Source organism: Streptomyces sp. NBC_00988 (genome assembly GCF_045162645.1).
Classification (GTDB): domain Bacteria; phylum Actinomycetota; class Actinomycetes; order Streptomycetales; family Streptomycetaceae; genus Streptomyces.
On the sequence record NZ_CP108730.1, the window covers coordinates 927,594 to 940,709 of the forward strand.

12 protein-coding genes are annotated in these 13,116 nt (G+C 69.8%); 10 read left to right on the forward strand and 2 right to left on the reverse strand.

All coding sequences use genetic code 11. From position 1 onward, the window contains the following. Window positions 1–4: 4 nt before the first annotated feature. The 10 genes from OG496_RS04325 (at window position 5) to OG496_RS04370 (ending at window position 10,546) form a co-directional block, all read left to right on the forward strand. The gene (locus OG496_RS04325) at window positions 5–805 is read left to right on the forward strand and encodes a FadR/GntR family transcriptional regulator (RefSeq protein ID WP_405969642.1); all 801 of its coding nucleotides are present in this window, start codon (window positions 5–7) and stop codon (window positions 803–805) included. A gap of 99 nt (window positions 806–904) precedes the next feature. After that, window positions 905–1,705 (forward strand): enoyl-CoA hydratase/isomerase family protein, encoded by an 801-nt coding sequence (locus tag OG496_RS04330; protein WP_405969643.1) that lies wholly within the window; start codon window positions 905–907, stop codon window positions 1,703–1,705. A gap of 2 nt (window positions 1,706–1,707) precedes the next feature. After that, window positions 1,708–2,679, forward strand: coding sequence for an acyl-CoA dehydrogenase family protein (locus OG496_RS04335; protein ID WP_405969644.1), 972 nt, complete (start codon window positions 1,708–1,710; stop codon window positions 2,677–2,679). Then, window positions 2,676–3,815, forward strand: a complete 1,140-nt coding sequence (locus OG496_RS04340) for an acyl-CoA dehydrogenase family protein (protein ID WP_405969645.1) — start codon at window positions 2,676–2,678, stop codon at window positions 3,813–3,815. The genes OG496_RS04335 and OG496_RS04340 overlap by 4 nt, the downstream gene beginning before the upstream one ends. 15 nt (window positions 3,816–3,830) lie before the next feature. After that, entirely contained in the window at window positions 3,831–5,429 is a 1,599-nt protein-coding gene (locus OG496_RS04345) for a FadD3 family acyl-CoA ligase (protein WP_405969646.1), read from the forward strand. A gap of 1 nt (window position 5,430) precedes the next feature. Continuing rightward, window positions 5,431–6,636, forward strand: coding sequence for a CaiB/BaiF CoA transferase family protein (locus tag OG496_RS04350; protein WP_405969647.1), 1,206 nt, complete (start codon window positions 5,431–5,433; stop codon window positions 6,634–6,636). Beyond that, complete coding sequence (locus OG496_RS04355) at window positions 6,633–7,469, forward strand: enoyl-CoA hydratase/isomerase family protein (protein ID WP_405969648.1); 837 nt, start codon at window positions 6,633–6,635, stop codon at window positions 7,467–7,469. The genes OG496_RS04350 and OG496_RS04355 overlap by 4 nt, the downstream gene beginning before the upstream one ends. Then, entirely contained in the window at window positions 7,469–8,614 is a 1,146-nt protein-coding gene (locus OG496_RS04360) for a thiolase family protein (protein WP_405969649.1), read from the forward strand. The genes OG496_RS04355 and OG496_RS04360 overlap by 1 nt, the downstream gene beginning before the upstream one ends. An 11-nt stretch (window positions 8,615–8,625) precedes the next feature. After that, a complete protein-coding gene (locus tag OG496_RS04365; RefSeq protein WP_405969650.1) occupies window positions 8,626–9,774 on the forward strand; it encodes an acyl-CoA dehydrogenase family protein in 1,149 nt (382 codons plus the stop codon). A gap of 10 nt (window positions 9,775–9,784) precedes the next feature. Beyond that, window positions 9,785–10,546, forward strand: a complete 762-nt coding sequence (locus OG496_RS04370) for an SDR family NAD(P)-dependent oxidoreductase (RefSeq protein WP_405969651.1) — start codon at window positions 9,785–9,787, stop codon at window positions 10,544–10,546. 527 nt (window positions 10,547–11,073) lie between these two features. Here OG496_RS04370 and OG496_RS04375 read toward each other — a convergent pair. Together OG496_RS04375 and OG496_RS04380 are read right to left on the reverse strand one after the other, a co-directional pair. Then, complete coding sequence (locus OG496_RS04375; RefSeq protein ID WP_405969652.1) at window positions 11,074–11,802, reverse strand: enoyl-CoA hydratase-related protein; 729 nt, start codon at window positions 11,800–11,802, stop codon at window positions 11,074–11,076. Then, window positions 11,799–13,094, reverse strand: a complete 1,296-nt coding sequence (locus OG496_RS04380; RefSeq protein ID WP_405969653.1) for an amidohydrolase family protein — start codon at window positions 13,092–13,094, stop codon at window positions 11,799–11,801. The genes OG496_RS04375 and OG496_RS04380 overlap by 4 nt, the downstream gene beginning before the upstream one ends. Window positions 13,095–13,116: the final 22 nt, after the last annotated feature.

Genomic DNA, 13,116 nt, shown 5'->3' on the forward strand with positions numbered 1-13,116 from the left:
ACCTGTGCAGAGCGCCGAGCACCCTTCCCGCACCCTTCGGGGACGCGCTACGGCCGGTGAGCCCCGGCCGCGCTTCGACACGCTCACCGTCCCGAAGGCGTCGGACGTGCTGGCGGCGGAGGTGCGCGAACGGATCCTCTCCGGGGAGTTCACGGAGGGCACGGCGCTGCCTCCTGAACGGCAACTGGTCGAGCAGACCGGGCTGAGCCGGGCGACCGTGCGCGAGGCGCTGCGCATCCTGGAGGTCGAACGGCTGCTGGAGATCAGGCCGGGGCGCGGGGGCGGTGCCTTCGTGCACCGGCCGGGCCGCGAATCCCTTGCGAACACTGTGCGGCTGGTGATCCGGGGGCAGCGGATCCGGCTGGAGGACCTGCACGAGACCCGGGAGGCGATCGAGCCCGTGTGCGCGGCACTGGCGGCCAGGCGCCGTACGGATGCCGATCTCGCGGAGCTGGACGACGCCCACGCCGACCTCGTCGCGGCGGGCGAGGACATCCAGCGCTTCCTGCGCGCCAACATCCAATGGCACAACGCCGTGGCGAGGGCCGGCGAGAACGAGCTTCTCATCGGGTTCATGAGCGCTCTCTCGCAGTCGATCCACGCGGCCACCGACATCGAGCAGTTCATGGACGCGGACATCCGCAAGCTCACCGCCCGCGCGCACGCCCGGATCACCGAGGCGATCCGGGAGCGCGACAGCGAGGCGGCGATGCGCCGGATGACGCGCCATGTGTGCGGCTTCGCCCGGGCCGCCGCCGAGGTGGACCGCCGGGACGGCGTGGAGCTCGTCGATCCGGAGAACTGACCCGATCGGAGAACTGGCTCAGCCGAAGGCGAGAATGTGATTCTCTTCTTCGTGCAACACCATTGACAGTATCGGTCTGACCTTTAATACCATCCCGGTATGAGCAAGGTGACTCCCGTGCTGACCGTGGCCGCCGACGGAGACGTCCGCATCGTCACCCTGAACCGCCCCGACCGGCTGAACGGCGTGTCCGAGGAACTCCACCGCCGCCTGTCGGAGGTGTGGCGCGAACTCGCGGACGACACCGAGGCCCGGGCCGTCGTCCTCACGGGCGCGGGGCGGGCGTTCAGCGCCGGTGGCGACTTCGACCATCTCCTACGGCACCACACCGACCCGGAGCTGCGGGAGCGGTCGATCCGTCTCGACCGCACCATCCAGACCGAGATGATCCGCTTCCCCCTGCCGGTGATCGCGGCCGTCAACGGCCCTGCGGTGGGCCTGGGTTGCAGCCTCGCCCTGGCCTGCGACCTGGTGCTGATCTCCGAGGACGCCTACTTCGCGGACCCGCACATCTCGGTGGGCCTGGTAGCCGGCGACGGCGGAGTCACCCTGTGGCCGATGCTCACCAGCCTGCTGCGCGTGAAGGAGTACCTCTTCACCGGGGACCGTATCCCCGCACCCAAGGCGGTCGAACTCGGCCTCGCCAACCGCACGGTCCCGCCCGACGACCTGATGCGCGAGGCTCTCGCCCTGGCCCACCGGCTCGCGGCCCAGCCCGCCGAGGCACTCCGCGCCACCAAGCTGGCCCTCGCGGCGGTCGCCGAGCAGGTGTCACGCGGCGGCATGGAAGCCGCGCTGATGGCCGAGCGGGCCACGATGACCAGCCCGGACCACATCCGCATCATCACCGAACTCGCGGCCCGCGCCGAACGGCGCGCCAACCTCCCTGAGGGGAACTGAGCGTGGACCACGAGGAGTTCGTCCTGGTCCGCGACATGGTGCGCTCACTCGCGACCCGCTTCGGCGTCACATCGGCGGACGAGGTGAAACCGTCGACCCGGACGGCCGCCCAACAGGCCCTGGACGAACTGGGTTTGGCGGATCTACGGCGCACCTCTCCCCCGGCGGCGACCGCCCAGGAGTGCGCGCTGCTCGCCGAGGAACACGGCCGCCACCCGCTCACGACGTCCCTGCTCGGCACGGTCCTACTGGCCCCCGAGCTGCTCCGCCTGCTCGGCGACGACAACCCGAGGTCGACGCCCACCATCGCGCTCACCCGCGAACTCCGCTTCCCCGGACGGACACCGACGGATCTCGTCGCCTGGGACAGCGAGGGAGCCGACAGCGCGCTCTGCGTCACCACCGAAGGGGCGGTCACACGGGTCGAGTTGGGCCCGGCGGCACCGAGCACGGACCTCGTGCGCTCGGTGCGGGCGGTGCCGTCAGGTGCCCCCGTGCAGGTCATCGGTCATCTCGACCCACCGGACCTACTCCGTTGGCAGGCCTACGCACTTGTAGTCGTGTCCGCCGAACTCGTGGGCACGGCGGGCTCGTTCGTGAAGCAGGCGGTCGAATACGCCCGCGTCCGGCACCAGTACGGGCAGGCGATCGGTTCCTTCCAGGCCGTACAGCATCTCCTCGCGGACGCGACAGTCCTCGTGGAGGCGTGCACCAGCGTCACGCGGTACGCGGCCTGGTGTCTCGACAACGAACCGCCCGAGCGCGCCCTGGCTGCGGCACGTGCCGCCAAGGCAGAGGTCAACTCCTCGGCGCTGGAAGCGGTTTACGCGGGGATGCAGGTCTTCGGCGGTATCGCGCAGACCTGGGAGCACATCGCGCACCTGTATCTGCGCAAGGTGCGCCTGGGCGCGACGCTCCTCGCCACGACGGACGAACTGCTCGCCGCGCTGGCCGTACCGGAGGTGACGCGATGACCGACACCCCGCTGGACTTCGGCGACCCGGCCGATCTGGACCGCCTGCGGCGGGAGTTCCGTGCCTGGCTGGCCGAACACCCGCTCCCCGAGCGGCAGTCGGGCGAACCGGTACCGGTCTTCCTGCGCCGCTGGCACCGGCTGCTGCACTCGGGCGGGTGGGTCGGCCTCGACGTCCCGGAGCGCTACGGCGGCCGGGGTCTGACCGCGCTGCACCAGGTGGCGATCAGTGACGAACTCGGCGCCTGCCGGGCCCCGGGCGTCCCGAGGATCGGCTATCTCGCCCACGCGCTCCTGGAGTTCGGCTCGGAGGAGCAGCGACTCCGGTTCCTGCCACGGATGTTGGCCGGTGACGAGGTGTGGTGTCAGGGCTTCAGCGAGCCGGGTGCCGGTTCGGACCTGGCCGGCATGAGCACCTTCGCCGAACGGCACGACGACCACTACATTGTGCGCGGGCAGAAACTGTGGACGAGCTACGCCCAGTACTCCGGCCTGTGCCTGCTGCTGGCCCGCACGGACCGTGCAGCACCGGCCCACAAGTCGATCTCGGCGTTCGTCCTGCCTCTGGACCGACCCGGCGTGACGGTCCGACCGCTGCGCGCAGCCAACGGCGACGACGAGTTCTGCGAGCTGTTCCTCGACGACGTCCGCATCGAGGAGCCCGAGCGCATCGGCGCCGAGGGCATCGGCTGGGCACTGGCGATGACGACGGTGTCGTACGAGCGCAACGCCCTCGACACCGGGCACATCTCGAAGTACGGGCTGCTCGTCGAACGGCTGCGGCGCCACGCCGCCGAGCACCGACACAGCCTGCCCGACGGGCTGTTGTCCCGGATCGGCCGGTGTGTCGTCGACTACGAGGTCCTGGTGGCGCACGCCCGCCGCCGTACCGCCGAACGTCTCGCCGGGCAGAACGCCGGCCCGGAGTCGTCCGTGGACAAACTGCTGATGACGAGGACCGAACAGCGGCTCTACGACACGGCACTTGAGGTGTTCCCGGCCGAACTCTCCGGAGAGGGCGGCGAGTTGTTCGGCGACTACCTGTACTCCCGCGCTGCCTCCGTCTACGGCGGCACCTCCCAGATCCAGCGGAACATCATCGCCAAGCGGATCCTGCATCTCCCCTCGAACGGCTAGCCCTGGAGCCAACTGATGCGCTACGACGACGAATTCCTCAGCATCCCGAACGTCATCAGGCTGGCGGCCAGGCGTTTCGGGGACGCCACGGCGCTCATCGACGGTGACCGCCGGTGGACGTTCCGGGAGCTGGAGGAGCAGATGGTCGACTCGGTCCGCGCCACGATGGCGCTCGGTATCAAGCCGGGCGACCGGGTCGGGCTGTGCGCCCCCAACTCGGCGGAGTGGATCTTCACCGCGCTGGGCATCCACGGCGCCGGAGCCATCCTCGTTCCGCTCAACACACGGTTCAAGGCGCAGGAGATCTCGTACATCCTGCGGAAGTCGGAGGCGGCGGCCGTGTTCGCCTCGCCCTTCCTCGGCAACGACTACATCGGCGAACTCCGGAAGGCCGACCCGGGACTGCCGGCCCTGCAGAAGACGGTGTCCGTTCTCGGCCCGCAGGGGGCGGCCGAGCTGGCCTGGAACGACTTTCTCGGCGCTGGAGAAGGCGTTTCCACGGCTGCGGCCCATGAGTCGGTCGACCGGTTGACGCCGGACGACGTGTCCGACGTGATGTTCACGTCCGGCACGACCGGCCACCCCAAGGGCGTGATGCTCACCCACGGCCAGTCCCTGCGCGCCTACGGGTGGATGGCGAAGGAGTACACCTTCGATGCCTCCGACACCTTTCTGGTGATCCCGCCGTTCTTCCACTGCTTCGGATACAAGGCAGGCTGGCTGGCCTCGCTCATGCACGGCGTGACCGTCATCCCCATGCCCGTCTTCGACGCCGGTCGGGCCCTGGACCTCATCGCGCGGGAGGGGGTGAGCATCCTCCTCGGACCGCCGACCATCTTCCACGACCTGGTCAACCACCCGGACCGTGCCACGCACGACCTGTCGTCGCTGCGGGTCTCCATGACGGGCGGTACGACGATCCCGGAATCGCTGATCCACGCCATGAAAACGGAGTTGTCGTTCGACATCGTGATGAGCGCCTACGGCCTGACCGAGTCGACGGCGCTGGTGACCACGACCCGTGTCGGCGACTCCGAGGAGACGGTGGCTCACACCACGGGAAGTGCCATTCCCGGTGTCCAGGTCCGGATCGTCGCCGCCGACGGTCTCGACGTCCCGATCGGCCTCGACGGCGAGATCCTCGTCCGCGGCTACAACGTCACCCGCGGTTACTGGGACGACCCCGACGCCACCGCCGCGACGATCGACGCCGAGGGCTGGCTGCACACCGGGGACATCGGCCGGCTCGACGACGACGGCGACCTCGCCATCGTCGACCGCAAGAAGGAGCTGTACATCGTCGGCGGCTTCAACGCCTATCCGGCGGAGATAGAGAAGCTGCTTCTCGGCTGCGAGAACGTCCAGCAGGTCGCCGTGATCGGCGTTCCCGACGAACGGCTCGGCGAGGTCGGCTGCGCCTTCGTGGTCCCGCCACCGGAGCGGACGCCGACCGAGACCGAGGTCATCGCCTGGGCCCGCGAGCACATGGCCAACTTCAAGGTACCCCGCCATGTCCGCTTCGTCGGCCAACTGCCGCGCAACGCGAGCCAGAAGGTGCTGAAGGACGAACTGCGGGCACAGTTCACGACCGCGATCCGAGACGCGACGATCTGAGATGACGACAACAACAGGGCCGCTGGCCGGAATCACCGTGGTCGCGCTGGAGCAGGCGATCTCGGCTCCCATGTGCACCCGCACGCTCGGCGACTTCGGTGCCCGTGTGATCAAGGTGGAGAACCCCAAGGGCGGCGACTTCGCCCGCCACTACGACGATGTGGTCAAGGGCCTGGGGGCGCACTTCGTCTGGGTCAACCGGGGCAAGGAGTCGCTGGCTCTGGACCTGAAGACACCCGGCGGCATGGGCGTCCTGCACCGCCTACTGGAACGCGCCGATGTCCTCGTCTCCAACCTCACACCCGGCACCACGGCCAAACTCGGCGTCTCTCCCGACGACTTGAAGACCCTGCACCCCAACCTCATCGCCGTCGAGATCGACGGATACGGCCCCGGCGGCCCCCTCTCCCACAAGCGCGCCTACGACCTCCTCGTGCAGGCCGAGTCGGGCGCCTGCGCGGTGACGGGCCACCCCGGGGCACCGGCCAAACCGGGGCCGCCGATGGCCGACGTGTGCAGCGGCCTGTACGCCGCCCTGTCGATCATCGCGTTGCTGTGCGGCAGGGAACGCGGAGTGGGGCCCGGGCCCGCGGCCTCGTCCGTCGCGGTGAGTCTGTTCGACACGATGACGGAGCTGATGGGCTATCCCCTCACCTACACCCGTCACTCCGGCATCGACCAACAGCCGCTCGGCATGAGCTCCCCCGCCGTCGCACCGTACGGCGCCCACCGGACCGCCGACGGTCACACGGTGATCCTCGGCACGACGAACGACCGTGAATGGCAGCGCCTGGCACGGGAGTTGATCGACCGGCCGGACTTGGCGGACGACCCGCGCTTCGCGAGCAACGCCGGACGGGTGGAACACCGCGCCGTGCTGGAGCCGGAGATCTCCGCCTGGTGCGCGCGGCACGACCTCGCCCACGTGCAGGACCGTGCCGACGCGGCCGGGATCGGCAACTCCCGCTACAACACGCCCAGCGACGTCATCGCCCACCCCCATCTGCGGGCCCGCGACCGATGGCGCGAGATCGACACACCGTCGGGCCCGGTCCCGGCGCTGCTGCCGCCCCCGGTCATCGCCGGGTACGACCCGCCGATGGGCGCGATACCCGCTCTCGGCCAGCACACAGACGCCGTACTCGCCGAACTCGGGCTGACGGACGAGGAGATCGCGGTTCTCCGGGCGCAGGGGGCGGTGCGATGAGTGCACGGCCGGTCCTGCTGACGAGCGACGCCGAGGGAGTACGCACACTCACCCTGAACCGACCCCACCGCAAGAACGCGATCGACGCCGAGCTGTGGGACGCCCTGAGAACGGCACTCTCCGCAGCGGGCAGCGACCGTACGGTGCGTGCGCTGGTCCTGACCGGTGCCGACGGCGCGTTCTGCTCCGGGGCCGACATCCGCAAGGGCGTCAGCGGCGAGCACCCCTTGTACCGGATGCGGACCCTGAGCGAGGTCACGCTGCTGCTGCACGAGCTGCCGATCCCCACCATCGCCAAGGTCAACGGCGTGGCGGTCGGGGCGGGTTGGAACCTCGCCCTGGGCTGCGACTTCGTCGTCGCGACTCCGGACAGCACGTTCTCGCAGATCTTCGCGCGCCGCGCCCTGTCCCTGGACTGCGGCGGATCGTGGCTGCTGCCGAAGCTGGTGGGGTTGCAGCAGGCGAAGCGGCTCGTGCTGCTGGCCGAGACGATCGCCGCCGAGGCGGCCCGGGCCCTGAACCTGGTGACGTGGGTCGTGGACGCCGACAAGATCGACGCTTTCGCGGACGACCTCGCCGCCCGGCTGGTGGCCGGAGCGCCGGTCGCCCTCGCGCAGAACAAGGCGCTCCTCAACGAGAACGCCGATCGCACCCTGCGCGAGGCCCTTGCCGGCGAGGCGCGGGCGCAGGCCATGAACTTCGCCACGGCAGACGTCCCGGAGGCGTACGCCGCCTTCGTGGAGAAGCGCCCGCCTCGCTACACGGGGCGCTGGGCGGTGCCGGGAACAGCGGAGCCAGGATCGGCCGTGCCGACAGCTACGGAGGACTCGTGATGCGTGAGGCAGTGGTGGTGGAGGCGGTCCGCACCGCCGTCGGCAAACGGAACGGCGGGCTGGCCGGTGTGCACGCGGCCGACCTCTCCGCCGTCGTCCTTCAGGCCCTTGTCGACCGCACGGGTCTTGACCCCGAGGTCGTCGACGACGTGGTGTGGGGCTGTGTCGGCCAGTTGGGCGACCAGTCGAGCAACATCGGCCGCTACGCGGTGCTGGCCGCGGGCTGGCCCGAGAGCATCCCGGGGACCACGGTCAACCGGGCCTGCGGATCGAGCCAGCAGGCGCTGGACTTCGCCGCCCAGGCGGTCATGTCCGGCCAGCAGGACGTCGTGGTGGCGGGCGGCGTCGAGGTGATGAGCCAGATACCGCTCGGCGCCTCACGGGCCGGCGGGATGCCGTACGGCCCTCAAGTCCTCGCCCGTTACGAGGACTTCTCCTTCAACCAGGGCGTCTCCGCCGAGAAGATCGCGCAGAAGTGGGGACTGGGACGGGGTGTCCTCGACGAGTTCTCCGCGCTGTCGCACGAGCGGGCGGCGGCCGCGCAGGACGGCGGGGCTTTCGACGCGCAGATCGTGCCGGTGACCGGCGGCACGAACACGGTGACCGCGGACGAGGGCATACGGCGCGGTACCAGCGTCGACACTCTCGCGCGGCTGAAACCGTCCTTCCAGGAGGACGGGGTGATCCACGCGGGCAACTCCTCCCAGATCTCCGACGGAGCCGCCGCCCTGCTGGTCACCACCCCTGAAAAAGCACGCGAGTTGGGGCTGACGCCGATCGTCCGCTACCGCGCGGGCGTCGTCACCGGTTCCGACCCGGTCCTCATGCTGACCGGACCGATCCCGGCGACCGAGAGGGTGCTCCGCAAGGCCGGCGTCCGCCTGTCGGAGGTGGGCGTCTTCGAGGTCAACGAGGCCTTCGCACCGATCCCGCTCGCCTGGCTGGCCGAGACCGGCGCGGACCCGGCGCTGCTCAACCCGCTCGGCGGCGCCATCGCGCTCGGACACCCGCTCGGCGCGTCGGGCGCCGTCCTGATGACCCGCATGATCCACCACATGCGGGACCACGGGATCCGCTACGGCCTGCAGACCATGTGCGAGGGCGGCGGCACCGCCAACGCCACCGTCGTCGAACTCGCCACCTGACAGGGGATGTTGTGCGCCGACACGTCTTCACCGACGACCACGAGGCCTTCCGCCGGCTCGCGCGGGACTTCATCGGCAAGGAGGTGGTCCCCCACTACGCCGAGTGGGAGGAGGCCGGCCGACTCCCCCGCGCACTCTTCGAACAGCTGGGCTCACTGGGCCTGTTGGGCACGGCCGTCCCCGAGGAATACGGCGGAGCGGGCCTCGCCGACTACCGCTACAACGTCGTCCTCCAGGAGGAATCGGCCCGCGCCCTGGTGACGTTGGGCACCGTGCGCACCCAACTCGACGTCGTGCTGCCGTACTTCCTCTCCTACGCGGACCGGGAGCAGCGCGAGCGTTGGTTCCCTGGCATGGCGTCCGGGAAGTTGCTGACGGCCATCGCGATGACCGAGCCGGGCACGGGCTCCGATCTCGCGGGGATCCGTACGACGGCCGTGCGCGACGGGGATTCGTACGTTCTCAACGGGGCGAAGACGTTCATCACCGGCGGGCTCCTCGCCGACCTGGTGATCGTCGTGGCGCGCACGTCGACCGACCCGGACAACCGCCGCGCCGGTCTCACCCTGCTCGTCGTCGAGGACGGCATGTCCGGCTTCACGCGCGGCCGGGTGCTGCACAAGTTGGGCATCAAGGTGCAGGACACAGTGGAGTTGGCCTTCGACGACGTACGGGTCCCGGTCGCCAACCGGCTCGGCGAGGAGGGTGCCGCGTTCGGCTATCTGGGCAACAACCTGCCGCAGGAGCGGATGACGGTGGCGGTCGGCTCGGTCGCCCAGGCACGAACAGCTTTGGACACGACGATCTCGTACGTCAAGGAACGCAAGGCGTTCGGAAAGACGGTCGCCTCCTTCCAGAACACCAAGTTCGAACTCGCCGCCGTGGCAGCCGAGATCGAGGCGGCGCAGGCGATGCTGGACCGGGCGGTGCTCGAACTCGTCGCCGGTGAACTGAGCGGACCCGACGCCGCCAAGGTCAAGCTGTTCTGCACCGAGATGCAGGCCCGCGCGGTCGACCGCTGCCTGCAACTGTTCGGCGGCTACGGCTACATGCTGGAATACCCCATCGCCCGGCTCTACGCGGACGCACGCATCACCCGCATCTACGCCGGGACCAGCGAGGTCATGAAGGTCATCATCGCCAAGTCCCTCGGATTGTGAGGCGGTTACGGTGCCGGACTTCTCCAGCAGACCAGGTGTCGCGTTCGTCGCGGGCGGCTCGGGCGGGATCGGGGCGGCGGTCGTCCGTCTCCTCGCTGAGCGCGGCAGCGAGATCGTGTTCACCTACCGCGCCAACCAGGAGGCGGCGGACGCGGTGGCCGCCGAGGTCACGAAGCTGGGCCGTCAAGTCCGGTCGCTGCGAATCGACTTGACCGACGAGTCCGCCACAGCCGAGGCCGTGTCGGAAGTGAGCGGCGGCATCCACACCCTCGTGTACGCGGCGGGCCCGCACGTACCCATGCGGCACCTGAGCAAGGTGACGCCGAGCGAGTACCGCGCCCAACTCGAAGGCGACGCGGTGGCGTTCTTCAACCTGGTGCATCCCGCGCTGCCGTTGCTGCGCGAGAGCCGGGGCAACATCGTCGCCGTCACGACCGTCGCCACCCGCCGCTTCCCGGTACGGGACGGACTGTCGTCGGGCGCGAAGGGCGCGGTCGAGGCGGTCGCCCGGGCACTCGCCGCCGAGGAGGGCCGCTACGGCGTCCGCGTGAACTGCGTGGCACCCGGCATGCTCAACGACGGCATCGCCGGCCGTCTGATCAGCTCCGGCGAACTGGACGAGGCCGCCCTCGCCGTCACCCGGCGCAACATCCCGCTGCGCCGTTTCGGCGATGCGACCGACATCGCGGAGGCGGTCGCGTTCCTCGCCTCCGACCGGGCCGGGTTCATCACCGGGCAGGCGTTGGGAGTTGACGGCGGGTACAGCGTGTAGGTCATGAGGGGCTGATACATCGGCCGGCGTGTCCGCGCCGGGTGTTGGGGCTCACCGGTGAACAGCCGTAGCGGGGCCGGAAAATGGGGCTGGGTCACGACCGTCGCCCCGAGCCGCCGCAGCCAGGGAATCGTCTCGGCCGGGATCACCGACCCGTGCTCGATCCGGTCACCGTCGGCCGGTCCCGCCTCGTCCAGGGCGAGCAGTGTCACCAGCAACTGCACCCGGGTCACACAGCGCACGGCGACCGACCGGGGCCTGGTCTCCCCTATGGTGCGGCCGAGTTGGGCGGGAGCGGGGAGCGTCGGATCGTCGAGCATCAGCTTCACGGGCTCGTCGACGCCCATCACCAGGAGCCGTTGCGGGAGAACGGACAGCATCTGTGTGAACCCGCTCGCGGGGTGCGGGTCGGCGTTGGTGAACCCGGTGACGCCGAGCGCCGCGGCCCGCCGCCCGATCCCCTCCAGATCCAGCCGTACAAGCGGCACAAGACCGCGCAGCCGCTCGTCCTCACCGGAGTCGAGTTACTACTTCCCCATCCACACCGGGCTACGGCGTTCGGCGAAGGCCCTTGCCCCCTCCACCGCGTCGGCGCTTCTGAACACGGAGTCGACCTCTTCCGGTTCGGCCCAACGGCGTTCTCGCATCAGCTTCTTGGTCATCGCGACGCCGAGAGGGCCGTTCTCGGCGATGCGGCCGGCCAGGGTGAGCGCCGTCTCCCGCACCTCCCCGGCCGGGACGGCGCGATTGACCAGGCCGAACTGCTTGGCGTCCGTCGCGGTGACGAGGTCTCCGGTCAGCCCCATCTCCATGGCCACGGCCAGCGGGACCCGGTCGGCGAGGGTCGTACCGCCTCCGGCCGCGAACAGGCCCCGTTTCACCTCCGCGATCCCCAGCTTGGCGTCCTCCGCGGCGACCACCAGGTCGCAGGCCAGGGCGAGTTCGAAGCCGCCAGCGAGTGCCGAGCCGTTGAGGGCGGCGATCACCGGAGTGGTGATGCCCTCGCGGAAGAACCACACCAGGCCGTCGAACCTGCCGCCGCCCTTCGCGAACGCCTTGAGGTCCATGCCGGAGCAGAAGACCGTTCCGGCGCCCGTGAGGACGATCGCCCGTACCGCAGGGTCGGTGTCCGCCTCCCGGAGCACGACTGACAGTTCGTCGATCAGCTCCGGGTTGAGGGCGTTTCGGGCCTCCGGGCGGTTCAGGGTCGCCACGAGGACGGCGCCGATCCGTTCCGTCAGGACCAGGTCGCTCATCGGGCCGCCGCCACGGCCGCCCGGGCCTTGGTGCGGAATGCCTCCAACTTCTCGGCGGGCTCGATGAGTTGGTGGCTGCGGGAGCGGGTGCTGACGTCGTGGCCCTCGGCCGCCTTGCGCAGCGCGCCCACGGTGGCCTGTTCGCGCGGGATGTGCGCGAAGGGGTCGAAGGAGTACCAGCGCATCGCGTTCTCGTAGGTGATCTTCCTGGCCTCGTCGTCGGGGACGTCGCAGCTCGACAGCACGTCGTGCAGCTGCTCGGGGGCGTCCGGCCACAGGGAGTCGCTGTGCGGATAGTCGCCCTCCCAGCAGATGTTGTCGATGCCGATGTCGTGCCGAAGTCGCACGCCCAGCTTGTCGGTGATGAAGCAGGTCAGGAAGTGCTCGCGGAAGACCTCGGAGGGCAGCTTGCCGCCGAAGTCCTGGAGGGTCCAGGTGGAGTGCATCTCGAAGGTGCGGTCGAGGCGCTCCAGGAAGTACGGGATCCAGCCCGTTCCGCCTTCCGAGAGGGCGATTTTCAGGTTCGGGAACTGCTTGATCGGGGGCGACCAGAGCAGGTCCGCCGCGGCGGAGACGATGTTCATCGGCTGGAGCGTGATCATCACGTCGGGCGGCGAGTCGGCGGCCGGGACGGCGAGCCTGCCGGAGGAACCGATGTGCACCGACATGACGGTGTCGGTGTCGGACAGCGCGCGCCACAGCGGGTTCCAGTACGGGTCGTGGAAGCTCGGGTAGCCGAGGACGGCGGGGTTCTCGGTGAAGGTGAGCGAGTGAACGCCCTTCTCGGCGACCCGGCGCACCTCCGCCGCGCACAGCTCCGCGTCCCAGATGGCGGGCAGCGCCATCGGGATGAAGCGGCCCGGGTAGGCGGCGCACCACTCGTCGATGTGCCAGTCGTTGTACGCCCGCACGAGCGCGAGGGAGAAGTCCACGTCCTTGGTGGCGAACAGGCGGGCCGAGAAGCCGGGGAAGGACGGGAAGTTCATCTGGGCGAGGATGCCGCCCGCGTTCATGTCCTTGATCCGCTCGTGCACGTCGTAACAGCCGGGGCGGATCTCGTCGAGGCCCTGCGGTTCGACGCCGTACTCCTCCTTGGGTCGGCCGGCCACCGCGTTGAGCGCCGAGTTGGTGATGGTCGCGCCGCCGAACTGCCACACGTCGGTGCCGTCGTCCCGGTGCACCAGTTGGGGCGCTTCTTTCTTGTAGCGCTCGGGGAGGTGGTTCACGAACATGTCGGGGGGTTCGATGATGTGGTCGTCGACGCTGATGAGGATGAGGTCGTCGCGGTCCATGACGGCTCCTTACGGGGGTGGG

Excerpts from the sequence above, each read along its gene's own strand:
- OG496_RS04350 (WP_405969647.1), top strand. The coding sequence starts at position 5,431 with ATGACGACAACAACAGGGCCGCTGGCCGGAATCACCGTGGTCGCGCTG.
- OG496_RS04340 (WP_405969645.1), top strand. The coding sequence starts at position 2,676 with ATGACCGACACCCCGCTGGACTTCGGCGACCCGGCCGATCTGGACCGC.
- OG496_RS04355 (WP_405969648.1), top strand. The coding sequence starts at position 6,633 with ATGAGTGCACGGCCGGTCCTGCTGACGAGCGACGCCGAGGGAGTACGC.
- OG496_RS04375 (WP_405969652.1), bottom strand. The coding sequence starts at position 11,802 with ATGAGCGACCTGGTCCTGACGGAACGGATCGGCGCCGTCCTCGTGGCG.
- OG496_RS04330 (WP_405969643.1), top strand. The coding sequence starts at position 905 with ATGAGCAAGGTGACTCCCGTGCTGACCGTGGCCGCCGACGGAGACGTC.
- OG496_RS04345 (WP_405969646.1), top strand. The coding sequence starts at position 3,831 with ATGCGCTACGACGACGAATTCCTCAGCATCCCGAACGTCATCAGGCTG.
- OG496_RS04380 (WP_405969653.1), bottom strand. The coding sequence starts at position 13,094 with ATGGACCGCGACGACCTCATCCTCATCAGCGTCGACGACCACATCATC.
- OG496_RS04360 (WP_405969649.1), top strand. The coding sequence starts at position 7,469 with ATGCGTGAGGCAGTGGTGGTGGAGGCGGTCCGCACCGCCGTCGGCAAA.